Consider the following 15,419-nt stretch of genomic DNA (forward strand, 5'->3'; position numbering starts at 1 on the left):
CTAGAGGTTGCCCCGCTTCTCCTGCTCTCGTTCGATGGCCTCGAACAGGGCCTTGAAGTTGCCCTTTCCGAAGCCCATCGAGCCGTGCCGTTCGATGAGTTCGAAGAAGACGGTCGGCTTGTCCTGGACCGGCTTGGTGAAGATCTGCAGCAGATAGCCGTCCTCGTCGCGGTCGACGAGGATCTTCAGCTCCCTGAGGGTGTCGACCGGGACGCGGGTGTCGCCGGCCCACTCGCCGAGGGTGTCGTAGTAGGAGTCGGGGGTGTCGAGGAACTGGACGCCGGCCGCCCGCATGGTCCGTACGGTCTGCACGATGTCGTTGGTGTTGAGCGCGATGTGCTGGACGCCCGCGCCGCCGTAGAACTCCAGGTACTCGTCGATCTGGGACTTCTTCTTGGCGATGGCGGGCTCGTTGATCGGGAACTTGACCTTGAGGGTGCCGTCGGCCACGACCTTCGACATCAGCGCGCTGTACTCGGTGGCGATGTCGTCACCCACGAACTCCTTCATGTTCGTGAAGCCCATGACCTTGTTGTAGAAGCCGACCCACTCGTTCATCCGGCCGAGTTCGACGTTGCCGACGCAGTGGTCGACGGCCTGGAAGGTGCGGTGGGCGGGCGGCTCGACGATCGGGTCGGCCGGGGCGAAGCCGGGGAGGTACGGGCCGTCGTAGCCGGTGCGCTCGACGAGGGTGTGGCGGGTCTCGCCGTAGGTGGCGATCACGGCGAGGACGACCGTGCCGTGCTCGTCCTTCAGCTCGTGCGGCTCGGCGATCGAGCGGGCGCCGTGTTCGACGGCGTAGGCGTGGGCGCGGCGGGCGTCCGGGACCTCGATGGCGAGGTCGATGACGCCGTCGCCGTGCTCGGCCACGTGCCGGGCGAGGAAGTGGCCCCAGGGGGTGGCGGGCCTGATGACCGAGGTGAACACGAAGCGGGCGGAGCCGTTGGTGAGCACGTACGACGCGGTCTCGCGGCTGCCGTTCTCCGGTCCGGAGTAGGCCACGAGCCGCATGCCGAAGGCGGTCGAGTAGTAGTGCGCCGCCTGTTTGGCGTTGCCGACGGCGAAGACGACCGCGTCCATTCCCTTGACCGGGAAGGGGTCGGCCTGCCGGGCGGTGTCGGGAGTGTGGTGAGTGGTCTGCGTCATGCCCGCAGCCTGGCCGCACTCTGCAGGGTGCGCAATAGTTCGCGTATCCACTGGACAATGTGTTCAGCGATACGGGCGCGCTGGCGGCCCTTCTGTACAGGATGACCATCTCTCGGGGAGGCCGGCGTGGCGATCGACGAGCTGGACGGGCGGATCATCGTCCTCCTCGCGCGGGAGCCGCGGATCGGGGTCCTTGAGATGTCCCGGCGGCTGGGGGTGGCCCGGGGGACCGTGCAGGCGCGGCTCGACCGGCTTCAGTCGAACGGAGTCATCCGGGGATTCGGTCCGCAGGTCGATCCGGCGGCGCTCGGCTACCCGGTGACGGCGTTCGCCACGCTGGAGATCCGGCAGGGGCAAGGGGCCGACGTACGGGCGCACTTGGCGACCGTGCCGGAGGTCCTCGAACTGCACACCACCACCGGCAGCGGGGACATGCTGTGCCGGCTGGTGGCCCGCTCCAACGCCGATCTCCAACGTGTGATCGACCGGGTTGTCGGTTTCGATGGGATCGTCCGGGCCGCCACGGCGATCGTCATGGAGAACCCCGTTCCGCTGCGGATCATCCCGCTGGTGGAGCAGGCGAGCCTGCCGGAGGCGCCCGGGACGTGACACAGCCGGCATGGGAAGAGGCACTGTGAACTTCTGGGAGTACCTGGGCAACCGCCACCAGCAGCTCCTCACGGACGCCTACCAGCACGCGAGCGCCGTCTTGCAGTGCATGGTCGTGGCCACGCTGGCCGGGGTGCTGATCGGGGTCGTGACCTACCGCAGCGACTGGGCGGGCAGCCTCGCCACGACGGCCACCTCGACGATCCTGACCATCCCGTCGCTCGCCATGATCGGACTGCTCGTCCCGGTCGTGGGCCTCGGAGTACCGCCCACGGTGATCGCCCTGACGCTGTACGGGCTGCTGCCGATCGTGCGCAACGCGATCGTCGGCCTGCGCGGGGTGGACCCGTCCCTGGTGGACGCGGCGAAGGGCATCGGGATGTCCCGGGTGATGCGTCTGGTGCGGGTCGAGCTGCCCCTCGCGTGGCCGCCGATCCTGACCGGGATCCGGGTCTCGACACAGATGCTGATGGGCATCGCGGCGATCGCCGCCTACGCCTCCGGGCCCGGGCTCGGAAACGAGATCTTCCGGGGCATCGCCTCCCTGGGCAGCAAGAACGCGCTCAACCAGGTGCTCGCGGGCACCCTCGGGATCATCGCCCTGGCCCTGCTGTTCGACGCCGCGTACGTCCTGGTCGGGCGGCTGACCATTCCGAGGGGGATCCGTGTCTGAGACGTCCGGCACCTCAGGCGCGTCCATCGAGCTGGAGAACCTGACCAAGAGGTATCCCGGTACCCCCCACCCCTCCGTCGACAACGTCACCATGGAGATCAGGGCGGGCGAGCTCGTCGTCTTCGTCGGGCCGTCCGGATGCGGCAAGTCGACGACACTCAAGATGATCAACAGGCTGATCGAGCCGACGGGGGGACGCATCCGGATCAACGGCGAGGACGTGACCGACATCGATCCGGTCAAGCTGCGCCGCAAGGTCGGGTACGCGATCCAGTCGGCCGGTCTCTTCCCGCACATGACCGTCGCGCAGAACATCGCACTCGTGCCGAAGATGATCGGCTGGGGGAAGGCCCGGATCCGGGACCGGGTGGAGGAACTTCTCGACCTCGTCGGGCTCGACCCGGGTGAGTTCCACGGCCGCTATCCGCGACAGCTCTCGGGCGGTCAGCAACAACGGGTGGGCGTGGCACGGGCGTTGGCCGCCGACCCTCCCGTCCTGTTGATGGACGAGCCGTTCGGCGCGGTCGACCCGATCACCCGGGACCATCTCCAGGACGAGCTGATCCGGCTCCAGCACGAGCTGCACAAGACGATCGTCTTCGTCACCCACGACTTCGACGAGGCGATCAAGCTCGGTGACCGGATCGCCGTTCTGCGCGAACGCTCGCACATCGCCCAGTTCGACACCCCCGAGGCGATCCTCACCAACCCGGCCGACGACTTCGTGTCCGGATTCGTCGGCGCCGGGGCGGCCCTGAAGCGGCTGAACCTGACCCGCGTACGGGACGTGCCGATCACCGACTATCCGACGGTGACCGTCGACGACCCCCTTCAGGAGATCTTCACCAGGCTCCGGGGAAGCGGGACGAACGAGATCCTGCTGCTCGACAAGCGCGGCCGGCCCTACAAGTGGCTCAGGCGCGGGGACCTGATGCGCGCCAGGGGCTCGCTGGCCCGGGCCGGGACGCTGGTGAGCGACACGGTGACCAGGGACGCCACCCTGCGGGACGCGCTGGAGGCGGTGCTGACGGACAACGCGGGGCGGGTCGCGGTGACCGGGCGGCGCGGCGAGTACACCGGGGTCGTCGACATGGAGACGCTCATGAACTCCGTACACGAACTCCTGGAGGCCGACCGGCTGGACGCCATGGAGCACCAGCACGAGCTGGAGGAGACCCGGGCCCACCGCACGCACGCCGAGCAGGAAGGCGCCGGCACAGGGGAGGGGAAGGCGTGACCGTCTCCGAAGTGGAGGACCGGGAGGAGGAGGTCGGGGCTCCCCCGCCGCCCGGCCGGCCGGTGCCGCGCATCACCTGGCAGCAACTGACCCTGCTGCCCGCGCTCCTGGTGGCGGTGCTGCTCGCGACCTGGCTGTGGTTCCAACAGGCCGACCTGGACCCGCTCTCCGAGAACGCCCTGTCCGACGGGCAGGTGTCCAAAGCGCTGTGGCAGCACGTGAAGCTGACCGTGATCTCGACGTTCTTCGTGCTGGTCATCGCGATCCCGCTGGGCATCGTGCTGACCAGGCGGGCCTTCCGCAAGGCGAGTCCGGTGGTGATGGCGGTCGCCAACACGGGCCAGGCCACCCCGGCGATCGGCCTGCTGGCCCTGCTGGTGATCTGGCTGGGCACCGGCACGAAGGCGGCCCTGATCGGCATCATCGCCTACGCCGTCCTGCCGGTCCTGTCGAACACGATCGCGGGCCTGAAGGCGAACGATCCGACCCTGCTGGAGGCGGCACGCGGCATCGGCATGTCGCCGCTGGGCGTACTCGGGAAGGTCGAACTGCCGCTGGCCGTCCCCCTGATCCTCGCGGGCGTCCGCACCGCCCTGGTCCTGAACGTCGGTACGGCGACCCTGGCGACCTTCGGCGGGGGCGGCGGCCTCGGCGTCCTGATCACGACCGGCATCACCAACCAGCGGATGCCGGTGCTGATGCTCGGCTCGATCCTCACGGTGACGCTGGCCCTGCTGGTCGACTGGCTTGCCTCCCTCGCCGAACTGCTGCTCAGACCACGGGGGTTGGAGGTGGAGACGTGACCCCTACCCCAGCCGGAAGTGGAGTGGTTCCCGGCTCCCGTCACCCGCGGCCCGACGGTCCTTCCGGCGGCCTTTCGAGGTGCGCGGTGAAGCGGCCGTTCCTGGCGGCCGTCGTGGTGCTGAGCACGCTCTCCGCCTGCGGACTGACCAGCGGCTCCCCCATGGTCGACGACGTGAGGCCGGGCTCGATCGGCCACGGCGAGCCCCTCAAGGGCGCCGATCTCACCGTCACCTCCAAGGAGTTCACCGAGCAGCTGATCCTCGGCGCGATCATGGGGATCGCCTTCGAGGCGGCCGGCGCGGACGTGCTCGACCGCACCGGGATCCAGGGGTCGGTCGGAGCCCGGGAGGCGGTCAAGTCCGGGGACGCCGACGGGATGTACGAGTACACGGGCACCGCCTGGATCACCTACCAGGGCAACAGCGAGCCGATCGCGGATCCGCAGGCGCAGTGGGAGGCCGTACGGAAGGAGGACCTGGGGACGGGGCTGACGTGGCTGCCGAAGGCGCCCCTCAACAACACCTACGCCCTCGCCATGAACCGGGCCAACTTCAAGAAGTACGGCACGCGGACGCTGTCGGACGTGGCCGCGCTGTCCAAGTCCGATCCGGGGGCGGTGACCCTGTGCGTGGAGAGCGAGTTCGCCAACCGGGCGGACGGACTGCCGGGCATGGAGAAGGCGTACGGGATGCGCGTCCCGGCCGGGAGCATCACCCAGATGGACACGGGGATCATCTACACCCAGGCCGCGAAGGGGAGTTGCACCTACGGGGAGGTCTTCACGACCGACGGCCGCATCACGTCCATGAACCTGGCGGTGATGCGGGACGACCGGACGTTCTTCCCCAACTACAACGCAGCCCCCGAGATCAACTCCAAGACCCTGAAGAGGTGGCCGGCGATCACGGAGGTCCTCGACCCGGTCACGCGGAAGCTGACCAACACAGTGGCGCGGAAGCTCAACTCCAAGGTGGACGTCGACGGGGAGGATCCGCACCAGGTGGCGTTGGACTGGATGAAGGCGGAGGGGTTCGTGAGGTAGGGGGTCACTTCCAAAGAACCTGTTGCAAAGAAGTCTTTGCATAGCTATCTTTGTACGCATGCCGGAACAGCCCGACGTACGGAAACTTGACGCCCGCTCACTGCGCGGACTCGCCCATCCCCTGCGGATGCAGCTGCTGGACGCCCTGCGCTACGGGGGCCCCGCCACCGCGTCCCAACTCGCCGAGAGACTCAGCGAGTCCAGCGGAGCCACCAGCTACCACCTGCGCCAGCTCGCCGCGCACGGCTTCGTGGAGGACGCCCCGGAGCGGGGCAAAGGACGCGAGCGCTGGTGGAAGGCGGTCCACAAGGGGCTGCGCTTCGACGACGCCCTGCTCACGGACAGCGATCCGACCGTCCGCGGCGCCGCCGACCTGTACCTCCACGAGGTCGCCACCGCCCAGATCCAGAACCTCTCCGCCTGGCTGGGTGACCGCGCGACCTGGCCGGAGGAGTGGAACCGCGTCTGGGACATGAGCAGCGCCACGCTACGGCTGACCCCGGAGCTGACCCAAGAACTCATCGAGAAGATGCACGCACTGGTCGACACCTACCGCGAGCGGTCCACCACCGGGGACAACGCGGCCCAGGTACGCATCCACACCCACGCCTTCCCCGTCGCCACGGACTGAAAGGACCCCGCCATGCATCCCGCAACCCACCTCGCCCAGCACCACCTCCGCGCCGCCGACCTCCGCGCCGAAGCCGACGCGTACCGGCTCGCGGCCGAGGCGAAACGGCCGTACGCCATCCGGGCCCGCCTCGGCTGGACCCTCGTGGAAGTCGGCCTCCGGCTGGCCTCTCCCCGGCCGGCCTTCGTGCACTAACAGCTCGGCACGGACCCCTTGCCGCTCTCCAGCGCGGTCAACGCGCTCACCGCCCCCTTCAGCGAGGTCACCGGGACCAGCCGCAGCCCCTTCGGCAGTTCCGCCTTCGCGTCGGCGCACTCGTCCTCGGGGACCAGGAACACCGTCGCCCCGTCCCGCTTGGCGGCCTGGGTCTTCAGGGCCACACCGCCCACCGCGCCGACCGTCCCGTCCGCGTCGATCGTGCCCGTCCCGGCGATGGTGCGACCGCCGGTGAGGTCGCCTCCGGCGCCGTCGCCGTGGAGCTTGTCGATGATCCCCAGGGTGAACAGCAGGCCCGCACTCGGCCCGCCGACGTCCGCGAGCTTCAGCGTGACCTTGACCTTGTCGCCGCTGAGCCTCAGGTAGGTGAGGGCGGCCTCGGTCGCCGCGTCCTGGGAGTCCTGCATCTGCTCGGTGTTGTGCTGCTCGATCTCCTTGACGCTCTGCCCGCTGGGGTAGACGGCGTCGCGCGGCATGACCGCCCGGTCGGTGCGGAACCAGCTGTCGAAGACGTCGCCGAACGAGACGTGAGTGTCGGGCCCGGTCGCCTCGATGGTCGTCATCCGCAACTGCCCGCTCGTCGTTCGGGTCTTCGCGCCGGAGACGGTGATCACCGGTGTGCCCTTGTTGTCGCCGAGGACGTTCGCCGTCATCCCGGGCTGCGCCAGCGCGAACGGCAGCGGTGCGAAGAGGGCCGTGGCGAGCAGTGCCACGACGGGCAGGGCACAGACGGCGACGGCCTGGGGGCGCGTGAGGCGAGAGAGCACGGGATCAATCTAACGCGGCGGTCACTTCCGGCCACGAGCCGGTCAGCCCCCGTACAGATCCTGCCGCCGAACGGTGAATCGCCGCAGTACCTCGGGCAGGGGCTCGACCCCGATGCCCGGCCCGCTCGGGACGCGCAGATGGCCGTCGTCCAGGACGAACGGCTCCGTGATGTCCTCGGCGAAGTAGCGCGAGGACGCCGAGGTGTCGCCGGGGAGCGTGAAGCCGGGCAGGGCGGCGAGGGCGAGGTTCGGGGCGCGGCCGATTCCCGTCTCCAGCATGCCGCCGCACCACACCGGCACGCCGTGCGCGCGGGCCACGTCGTGGATGCGGCGGGCCTCCAGGTAGCCGCCCACGCGCGCGGGCTTGATGTTGACGACCCGGCACGCGTCCATCGCGATCGCGGAGGCGGTGTCCCGCGCGCTGTGCAGGGACTCGTCGAGGCAGACCCGGGTGGCGATACGGCTCTGGAGGCGGGCGTGGCCGTGGAGGTTGTCCTCCTCCAGCGGCTCCTCGATCAGCAGCAGCCCGAACTCGTCGAGCCGCCGCAGGTGTTCCGTGTCCGCGAGTGTGTACGCCGTGTTCGCGTCGACCTGTAGGGGCAGCGCGGCGCCGAAGCGTGCCCGGACCGCCCGTACCGGCTCGATGTCCCAGCCGGGTTCGATCTTCAGCTTGATCCGCAGGTATCCCTCGGCCAGGTATCCCTCGACGGTGTCCAGCAGTTCCGCGACCGACTCCTTGATGCCGACCGACACCCCCGCCGGGACCCGTTCGCGCACCGCGCCCAGATAGCCGGCCAGCGACATGCCGTACGACCGCAGTTCCGCGTCCAGGATCGCCGTCTCCAGCGCCGCCTTCGCCAGCTCGTGCCCCTTGATCCCGCTGACGGCGGGCCCGACCAGCGCCGCCGTCGGCGAGGGGAGCGCCACCACGCGGGGCACCAGGAAGTCCCGCAGCACGATCTCCGCGCCCGCCACGAACTCCGGGCAGTACAGCGGCCGGGGGTCGCCGGCGAACTCCGACCAGCCCTCGGCGCCGTCCGTGACGACGTGCAGCAGGAAGGTGTCCTTCGTCGTCATCGTCCCGAAGGACGTCCGGAAGGGGCTGACCAGCGGGATCGCCACATGGACGACCTCGACGCGTTCGATTTTCATGCGTCTCCCTCAGTTTCTCGGGTGAGTGTGTACCAGCCGTCCCGGGACATCCCGGTCGCCCGAAATCCCTGCGCGAAGGCCTCCGTGAACACCTCGCGCACGGCCCGCCGCCAGCGCAGCGCGAGCTCCGGGTCGGCGGCCCGCAGCTTGACGACGTCGTCCGGGACCCGGCACCAGATGTGCCGGCCGGCGAGGTCGCGGCGGGCGAGGGGCCCGTCGTCGGGTGCGCGGTGCGTGACGGGCGCGCCCTCGCGGTCCCCCGGGTCGTACGGCCGTCCCGGCGCCGCCAGGTCCCACGTCGCCGTCAACCGGTCGCTCTCGTCGCCGCCGTTCACGCCGTCCGACATGGGGCCGTAGAAGTCGACGACGTACTCGGTGCCGACCGCGCCCAGCTTGGCCAGGTTGAAGCGGGCGTTGCGGCCGACGAGCGGGTCGAAGGTCCACCGCATGGTGCGGGCGCCGCTCTCCAGGGCCCAGGCCCGCTGCGCCTGCTTCACGGCGAGGCCCAGCCCCTGGTCGGCCGCGGCGACCAGCGAGTACACGTCCCCTCCGGGGCCGAAGACGGCGACGGAGGCCCCGGCCAGCCGTTCCCCGCGGTGGGCGACGTGGACCGCGCCGCCCGTGTGGACCAGGCTGCACAGGACCTCCGCCGGGTAGGGCGGAGCCGTGCGCGGGGTCTGCCACACCTCGCCGAAGTACGCGCTGACAGCACCGAGGCCGGCGACGTCGTGGACGGTACGGATGCTCACTTCGCTCATGTGTCGAGTCTCGGAGCCGATCGACCGCCCCGGGTTGTGCGGCCGTACAACATCTGCGTACGTTCTTTTGCGGATCCGCCAAACCGCCAAGTTGGGGGCACTCATGGACGCCTTCACCCTCGGCGACCTCCTGGACGTCGTCGGCGCCTCCGTACGTCTGCACACCTCCCCCGCCGGGCTCACCGACCCGGTCACCGAGGTCCTCCTGTACGACGCCCACGCCCCGCTCCCCCGGGTGCCGGGCGCGCTGCTGCTGGCGGTCGGGGTGCCGGCGGCTGCGGCCGGGCCGCTGATGAGGACGGCTGCCGAGGCCGGGCTGACCGGGATCGTGGTGCGCGGTCCGGACGGGCCGACGGCCGAGGCGGAGGCGTACGGGGTGGCGCTGCTGTCCGTCGCCGCGGACACCGCCTGGCACCGGGCACATCTGCTGCTGGCCTCGGCGATCGGCGCCCGGCCGGTGTCCCCCGCGGGCGGCCACGGCGACCTGTTCGCACTCGCCGACGCCATCGCGGCGGCGACCGGCGGGGCCGTCCTCGTGGAGGACCCGCGCCGGCGGATCCTCGCCTACTCCACGGTCCCCGACCAGCCGGTCGACGAGAACCGCCGCCAGGGCATCCTGGGCCTCCAGGTGCCGGACAGCCCTGAGAACTCCGAGGACTACCGGGCACTGTTCGCGGCCGACGGTCCGCTGTGGCTGCCCGCGCTCCGGGGCGACTGGCTGCCGCGCCTGGCGGTCGCCGTCCGGGCCGGCGGGGAGACCCTCGGGTCGGTATGGGTCGTCGACGACGGCACGCTCGCGGCGGACGCGCGCGAGACGCTCGCACAGGGGGCGTCGACGGCGGCACTGCTGTTGCTGCGGGCGCGGGCGGCACAGGAGCTGGCCCGGCACCAGTACAGCGATCTGCTGCGGCGGTTGCTGGACGGCACAGCGGACGCGGTGACGGCCGCCGACCGGCTGGGAGTCGAGGGTCCCGTACGGGTGGCCGCGTTCGTCCTGGACGTGGCCGGCCTTCCGGACGCCGAGCAGACCGGGCTGCGGCTGCTGGACGTCGTACGGCTGCAGTGCGAGGCGCGTTACGGGCGGCACGCGTGTGTGCCGGTCGACGGGGTGGTGTACGCGCTGTTGCCGGCCGCCGGTGAGCACGCCGGGGGCCGGCACAAGCGGCTGGCCGAGGACATCGTGGCGCGGGCCGGACAGTCGCTCAGGGTGCCGGTGCGGGCGGGGCTGGGCGAGGTGGTGGCGGGGCTCGGGGAGGCGGCGATGTCACGGGCGGACGCCGACCTGGTGCTGCGGGTCCTGGGCCCGGCCCTGCCCGTGGCCACCATCGAGGAGGTCCGCCCACGCGTCACGCTGCTACGGCTGACCGAAGTGCTCGGTGAGCGGCGGGAGTTGAGCGCGGGGGCGTGGCGGCGGGTACTGGCGTACGACGATGAGCACGGCACCGACCATGCGCGCACGCTGGCCTGCTGGTTCGACGCGGGCTGCGACATGACGGGGGCGGCGAAACTGCTGGCCGTGCATCCGAACACATGCCGCTACCGGCTGAAGCAGGTGCGAGAACAGCTCGGAGTGAACCTGGACGATCCCGACGAGCGGTTGGTGCTGTGGCTCCAGTTGAGAACGCTGGCGGGGGTGGGTGGGACTGGGTGAGCTGGGCGGAGGGTGCGAACAGTGAGCCGGGCGAAGCCCTGTTCAGCCCAGCCCAGCCCAGCGCTCAGCGCAACGCTTCGGCGACCTCCCGTGCCGCGTCCACCACCCGCGGTCCCACCCGCTCCGGCACCGCGTCGGCGAGCATCACCACGCCGACGCTGCCCTCGACCCCGGTGACTCCCAGCAGCGGCGCGGCCGCCCCGCTCGCACCGGCCTCCAGCTCCCCGTGGGTCAGCATGTACCCCGGCTCGCCGAAGCCCTGCTGCCGGGCCGCGAGAATGGCCCGCCCCGCGGCCCCGCGGTCCAGGGGATGCCGGAACCCTGCCCGGTACGCCACGTGGTAGTCCGTCCACGTGGGCTCCACGACGGCCACGGCCAGTGCCTCTGCGCCGTCCACCAACGTGAGGTGAGCCGTCGCCCCGATGTCCTCGGCGAGCGAGCGCAGCGCGGGCAACGCGGCCTCCCGTACCAGCGGATGCACCTGCCGCCCAAGCCGCAGCACCCCGAGTCCCACGCGGGCACGCCCGCCCAGATCACGCCGTACGAGTGCGTGCTGCTCCAGCGTGGCCAGCAACCGGTACACAACGGTCCGGTTCACGCCCAGTTTGTTGGAAAGCTCGGTGACGGTGAGCCCGTGGTCCGTATCGGCCAGGAGCTTGAGGACACGCAGTCCCCGGTCAAGCGTCTGAGAGGTCTCCGCGGTCACGACGCCCACTCCTCCAAGTGGTGAGGTCGGCGGGCCCCCTCGCGACGGATGCGTCACCGAGTCCCGTCGGCGACGCGCTTCAGAGGCCGCCGATCGGCCGGCGGCCCGGTCTGTTTCCGGGCCGCGTCGCTTCACGGCTGCGCTCCGCGGCGGCGCTGCCACGGGGCGTGTGCGTAGCGGGACAGTAGCGAAGCGGGTTCGCTCAGCGGAAGCCTCCGTCCAGAATCCGGGCAGCAGCCGGTACGGACCGCTCCGTTTGCCCTGATACGTACAGGCGTGATCCGCTCCGACGGGGGCGCGGGGCACTGCGTGAGCGCCCCGGCCGACCCCCGCGTCCGACATGGGACAGGTGTCCCCGTCACCGCATCCGCGTGGCCCACTCCTGCACCTTGGCGATGCGCTGCCGCAGCTGCCCGGCCGTGGCCTCGGCGCTCGGCGGACCGCCGCACACCCGGCGCAGCTCGGTGTGGATCACCCCGTGGGGCTTGCCGCTCTGGTGGGTGTACGCGCTGACCATGGTGTTGAGCTGCTTGCGCAGCTCCATCATCTCCTTGTGGGAGACGACGGGCCGCCGCTCGGCGGGCAGCTCAAGGAGGTCGGCCTCCGAGTCCGGCTTCTTGCGGCTGTGCGCGATCTGCCGCGCCTGCCGCTTCTGGAGGAGGAGCTGCACCTGGTCGGGTTCGAGCAGGCCCGGGATGCCGAGGTAGTCCTGCTCCTCGTCGCTCCCCGGGTGCGCCTGCATGCCGAACTCGGCGCCGTCGTAGAGAACGCGGTCGAAGACGGCGTCGGACTCCAGCGCCTCGAAGGCGAACTGCTCCTGCTCGCCGGTGTCCTCGTCCTCCTCCTTGTTCGCCTCCTCCATCTCCTTCTCGGACTCGGCGTAGGGGTCCTCCTCGCCCTCCTTCTTCGGCTTGTCGAGGGCGTGGTCGCGCTCGACCTCCATCTCGTTGGCGAAGGTGAGGAGGTCGGGGACGGTCGGGAGGAAGACGGAGGCGGTCTCGCCGCGCCGCCGGGACCGTACGAAACGGCCGACGGCCTGGGCGAAGAAGAGGGGCGTCGAGATGGTGGTGGCGTACACCCCGACCGCGAGCCTCGGGACGTCGACGCCCTCGGACACCATGCGGACGGCGACCATCCACCGGTCGTTGCTCGCGCTGAAGGAGTCGATCCGCTTGGACGCGCCGGTGTCGTCGGAGAGGACGAGGGTGGCCTTCGACCCCGTGATGTCACGGATGAGCTTGGCGTAGGCCCGGGCCGATTCCTGGTCGGAGGCGATGACGAGGGCCCCGGCGTCCGGGATCCCCTTCCTGACCTCGGTGAGCCGCTGGTCGGCGGCCCGTAGCACGCTGGGCATCCACTCACCACGCGGATCCAGGGCCGTACGCCAGGCCTGACTGATCGCGTCCTTGGTCATGGGTTCGCCGAGCCGGGCCGCGATCTCGTCACCGGCCTTGGTCCGCCACCGCATCTGCCCGCTGTAGGACAGGAAGATGACGGGCCGCACGACGTGGTCGGCGAGCGCGTTGCCGTAGCCGTAGGTGTAGTCGGCGGACGACCGTCGGATCCCGTCGTTGCCCTCCTCGTACGTCACGAAGGGGATGGGGTTGGTGTCGGACCGGAACGGCGTACCGGTGAGCGCGAGCCGTCGCGTGGCCGGCTCGAAGGCTTCGAGGCAGGCCTCGCCCCACGACTTGCTGTCACCGGCGTGATGGATCTCGTCGAGGATGACGAACGTCTTGCGCTGCTCGACGCGATTGCGGTGCAGCATGGGCCGTACGCCCACACCCGCGTAGGTGACGGCGACCCCGTGGTAGTCCTTGCCGGTCGGCCCCGCGCTGTACTCGGGATCCAGCTTGATCCCTATCCGCGCGGCCGCCTCGGCCCACTGCTTCTTCAGGTGCTCGGTCGGCGCGACGACGGTCACCTGCTGCACGATGTGGTGGTGCAGCAGCCAGGAGGCGAGGGTGAGGGCGAAGGTCGTCTTGCCCGCGCCGGGGGTCGCGACGGCCAGGAAGTCACGCGGCTGCTCCTGGACGTATCTCTCCATCGCCCCTTGCTGCCAGGCCCGCAGCTTGTTCGCTGTGCCCCAGGGGGCGCGGCCCGGGAAGGCGGGAGAAAGGTGGTGGGAGGAGGCGGCGGTGGTAGTCACGGTCTCCGTCGGGGGTCGAGCGGCTCGGCTGCGTTCTGGGCTGTTTCTCGGTTGCTGTTTCTCGGGCTGTGTATGACGACCGGGTCACCTTACCGGCGGCCCGGCGCTGTCACCGTCCGGACGGGGCCGGGTCGGTCCTGGGTGGGACCGAGGTCACAGTCATCGCGCGAAGCGCGGCAGGTGGGCTGCGATCTTGGGTACGTCCAGGCGGCCCTGGCAGACGTCCAACACGAACCGCTCGGCCTCGTCGACATCGAAGTCCGCGTCCAGCGGGTGGCCGTTCACTTGGTACCACTCGGTGGCATCGCGCTTTTGGCGTGGAGCCGGGTCGTCACCCACGCCCCCACCAACGCCACCCCCGCCATCGGCAGGAACACCACGGCGAAGGCCACCGGATGCTGCGAGCCGGACGCCTCGCTCACCGTATGACTCACCGAGCCCCCGCCCAGCGCAGCGAAGGCCGCTCCGCCCGCCGCCAGCAGAACGGCGTTGGAGAGGCCGTCGGAGATCTGGAGGGCGGCGGAGTTGGTGCCGGCCTCCTCGGGGGCGGAGAGATGCAGCAGAAGCACGCTCGTGGAGGAGATCACCAGCCCCATCCCGAAGCAGCCGAACCCCCAGGCGACGGCGACGGTCCAGACGGGCACGGAGTGGATCAGCACACTCGGCGCGGCGGCGATCGCGGCGGCGACCAGCACCATCCCCACGGTCATCAGCCGTCCCCGGTACGGCTCCACCCGCGGCCGCGACTGCACCCACGACCCCAGCGCCCACGTACCGCCGCCCGCCGCGAGCGAGAACCCGGCGAGCGTCGGCGACAGCCCCCGCTGGGTGACCAGCATCAGCGGCACGAAGGACTCGGCGGCGACGAAGGACCCCGCGGCGACCCCGCGCAGCAGCACGACGGAGGGCAGCCCGCGCGCCGCCCGGTACGTACCGCGCGGCAGCAGCCCGAGCACGGCCGGCACGAGCAGCGCGGCGCCCGCGAGGCCGGGGAGCAGGGAGAGGGGACGCAGGCCCTGGGCGGCGTACTGGAGGAGCCCCGCGCCGAGGGAGATCCCGAGGGCGAGCCGGATGCGGCGACGGTCGAAGGAGGCCTTCCCGTGGGCGCTGTCGACCGGCCCTCCCGCGAGCCGCCGTATCTGCGGCAGCGCGAGCGCCAGCGGAAAGACCACGAGCACCGGGATCCCCACGAACACCCACCGCCATCCGAGATGTTCGGTCACCGCCCCGGCAGCGAGCGGCCCCACGATGGACGGCACGACCCACCCGGCGGCGAACGCAGCCATGATCGCGGGCCGCAGCCGCTCGGGGTACGCCCGCCCGACCACGACATACAGGGCGACGATGACCAGCCCGCCCCCGAGCCCCTGCACGGCCCGCCCCAGGATGAACAGCCACATGGTGGTGGCGGTCCCGGACACCAGCAACCCGGCGGCGAACGCGCCGATCCCGGCCGTCAATGCCCCGAGCGGCCCCCGCCGGTCCGACCACTGCCCGGACAGCACCATCCCGAACAGGCTGGTCGTGAAGTACCCGGAGAACGCGAACGCGTAGAGCGCGACCCCGTCCAACTCCCGCGCGGCCACGGGCATCGCGGTCCCGACAGCGGTCGCCTCGAACGCGATCAGCACCACGACGGAGACGATCCCGACACTGAGCGCCCGGTGGGACCGCCCCAGCACCCCCTCCCCTGCCCCATCGACGAACGGGCCCACAGGGTCATCAGTGACACCGACGTCACGCGGTTCGAGAGCTGCCATGCCCGCCAGAGTAAGTCCCGCAACTCCCTTTGACCCCTGTCAAGAGACCGCCTCCCCCTAGGACCTTGGACGTACGACCACCCCCGCACGGACCCGCTTCACGAACGCCGTACGACAG

The 15,419-nt window shown here is 70.8% G+C and carries 15 protein-coding genes and 1 pseudogene; 8 read left to right on the plus strand and 8 right to left on the minus strand.

The window, feature by feature from the left end; genetic code table 11:
* Nucleotides 1-1,146: a 4-hydroxyphenylpyruvate dioxygenase gene (gene hppD, locus OHT57_RS20035; RefSeq protein ID WP_328747830.1), complete on the minus strand. Its 1,146-nt coding sequence runs from the start codon at nt 1,144-1,146 to the stop codon at nt 1-3.
* A gap of 126 nt (nt 1,147-1,272) precedes the next feature.
* Between hppD and OHT57_RS20040 the strand changes: the two genes are divergently transcribed.
* The 7 genes from OHT57_RS20040 to OHT57_RS20070 all read left to right on the plus strand — a co-directional run bounded on the left by OHT57_RS20040 (nt 1,273) and on the right by OHT57_RS20070 (nt 6,337).
* Nucleotides 1,273-1,755 (plus strand): Lrp/AsnC family transcriptional regulator, encoded by a 483-nt coding sequence (locus tag OHT57_RS20040; RefSeq protein ID WP_328747831.1) that lies wholly within the window; start codon nt 1,273-1,275, stop codon nt 1,753-1,755.
* Nucleotides 1,756-1,780: 25 nt separating this feature from the next.
* On the plus strand, nt 1,781-2,428 hold the full coding sequence (locus OHT57_RS20045) for an ABC transporter permease (protein ID WP_328753254.1): 648 nt from the start codon (nt 1,781-1,783) through the stop codon (nt 2,426-2,428).
* A complete protein-coding gene (locus OHT57_RS20050) occupies nt 2,421-3,665 on the plus strand; it encodes a betaine/proline/choline family ABC transporter ATP-binding protein (protein WP_328747832.1) in 1,245 nt (414 codons plus the stop codon). Before OHT57_RS20045 ends, OHT57_RS20050 begins: the two co-directional genes overlap by 8 nt.
* On the plus strand, nt 3,662-4,468 hold the full coding sequence (locus tag OHT57_RS20055; RefSeq protein WP_328747833.1) for an ABC transporter permease: 807 nt from the start codon (nt 3,662-3,664) through the stop codon (nt 4,466-4,468). The genes OHT57_RS20050 and OHT57_RS20055 overlap by 4 nt, the downstream gene beginning before the upstream one ends.
* Before the next feature lie 161 nt (nt 4,469-4,629).
* On the plus strand, nt 4,630-5,511 hold the full coding sequence (locus OHT57_RS20060) for a glycine betaine ABC transporter substrate-binding protein (protein ID WP_328753255.1): 882 nt from the start codon (nt 4,630-4,632) through the stop codon (nt 5,509-5,511).
* 58 nt (nt 5,512-5,569) lie between these two features.
* Nucleotides 5,570-6,142 (plus strand): ArsR/SmtB family transcription factor, encoded by a 573-nt coding sequence (locus tag OHT57_RS20065; protein ID WP_328747834.1) that lies wholly within the window; start codon nt 5,570-5,572, stop codon nt 6,140-6,142.
* A gap of 12 nt (nt 6,143-6,154) precedes the next feature.
* Complete coding sequence (locus tag OHT57_RS20070; RefSeq protein ID WP_328747835.1) at nt 6,155-6,337, plus strand: hypothetical protein; 183 nt, start codon at nt 6,155-6,157, stop codon at nt 6,335-6,337.
* On the opposite strand, the gene OHT57_RS20075 is transcribed toward OHT57_RS20070, so the two are convergent.
* From OHT57_RS20075 to OHT57_RS20085, 3 genes are read right to left on the minus strand one after another with little or no spacing between them, the layout of a single operon-like run.
* Entirely contained in the window at nt 6,334-7,125 is a 792-nt protein-coding gene (locus tag OHT57_RS20075) for a YlbL family protein (RefSeq protein ID WP_328747836.1), read from the minus strand. The two genes, OHT57_RS20070 and OHT57_RS20075, sit on opposite strands and share 4 nt — an antisense overlap.
* Nucleotides 7,126-7,167: 42 nt before the next feature.
* Nucleotides 7,168-8,277, minus strand: a complete 1,110-nt coding sequence (gene menC / locus OHT57_RS20080) for an o-succinylbenzoate synthase (protein ID WP_328747837.1) — start codon at nt 8,275-8,277, stop codon at nt 7,168-7,170.
* On the minus strand, nt 8,274-9,035 hold the full coding sequence (locus OHT57_RS20085; RefSeq protein ID WP_328747838.1) for a chorismate synthase: 762 nt from the start codon (nt 9,033-9,035) through the stop codon (nt 8,274-8,276). The genes menC and OHT57_RS20085 overlap by 4 nt, the downstream gene beginning before the upstream one ends.
* Before the next feature lie 103 nt (nt 9,036-9,138).
* Between OHT57_RS20085 and OHT57_RS20090 the strand changes: the two genes are divergently transcribed.
* Nucleotides 9,139-10,686, plus strand: coding sequence for a PucR family transcriptional regulator (locus tag OHT57_RS20090; RefSeq protein ID WP_328747839.1), 1,548 nt, complete (start codon nt 9,139-9,141; stop codon nt 10,684-10,686).
* 64 nt (nt 10,687-10,750) lie between these two features.
* Here the strand turns inward: OHT57_RS20090 and OHT57_RS20095 are convergent, their stop codons facing one another.
* From OHT57_RS20095 to OHT57_RS20110, 4 genes and pseudogenes are all read right to left on the minus strand, one after another.
* On the minus strand, nt 10,751-11,392 hold the full coding sequence (locus OHT57_RS20095; RefSeq protein ID WP_031041623.1) for an IclR family transcriptional regulator: 642 nt from the start codon (nt 11,390-11,392) through the stop codon (nt 10,751-10,753).
* Between the two features lie 358 nt (nt 11,393-11,750).
* Nucleotides 11,751-13,541, minus strand: coding sequence for a DEAD/DEAH box helicase (locus OHT57_RS20100; protein ID WP_328747840.1), 1,791 nt, complete (start codon nt 13,539-13,541; stop codon nt 11,751-11,753).
* 159 nt (nt 13,542-13,700) lie between these two features.
* Nucleotides 13,701-13,826: pseudogene (locus tag OHT57_RS20105) on the minus strand (death-on-curing protein); the annotation flags it as partial.
* The gene (locus OHT57_RS20110) at nt 13,823-15,301 is read right to left on the minus strand and encodes an MFS transporter (protein ID WP_328747841.1); all 1,479 of its coding nucleotides are present in this window, start codon (nt 15,299-15,301) and stop codon (nt 13,823-13,825) included. The pseudogene OHT57_RS20105 and the gene OHT57_RS20110, both read right to left, overlap by 4 nt.
* Nucleotides 15,302-15,419: the final 118 nt, after the last annotated feature.

Source organism: Streptomyces sp. NBC_00285, assembly GCF_036174265.1.
Taxonomy (GTDB): Bacteria; Actinomycetota; Actinomycetes; order Streptomycetales; family Streptomycetaceae; genus Streptomyces.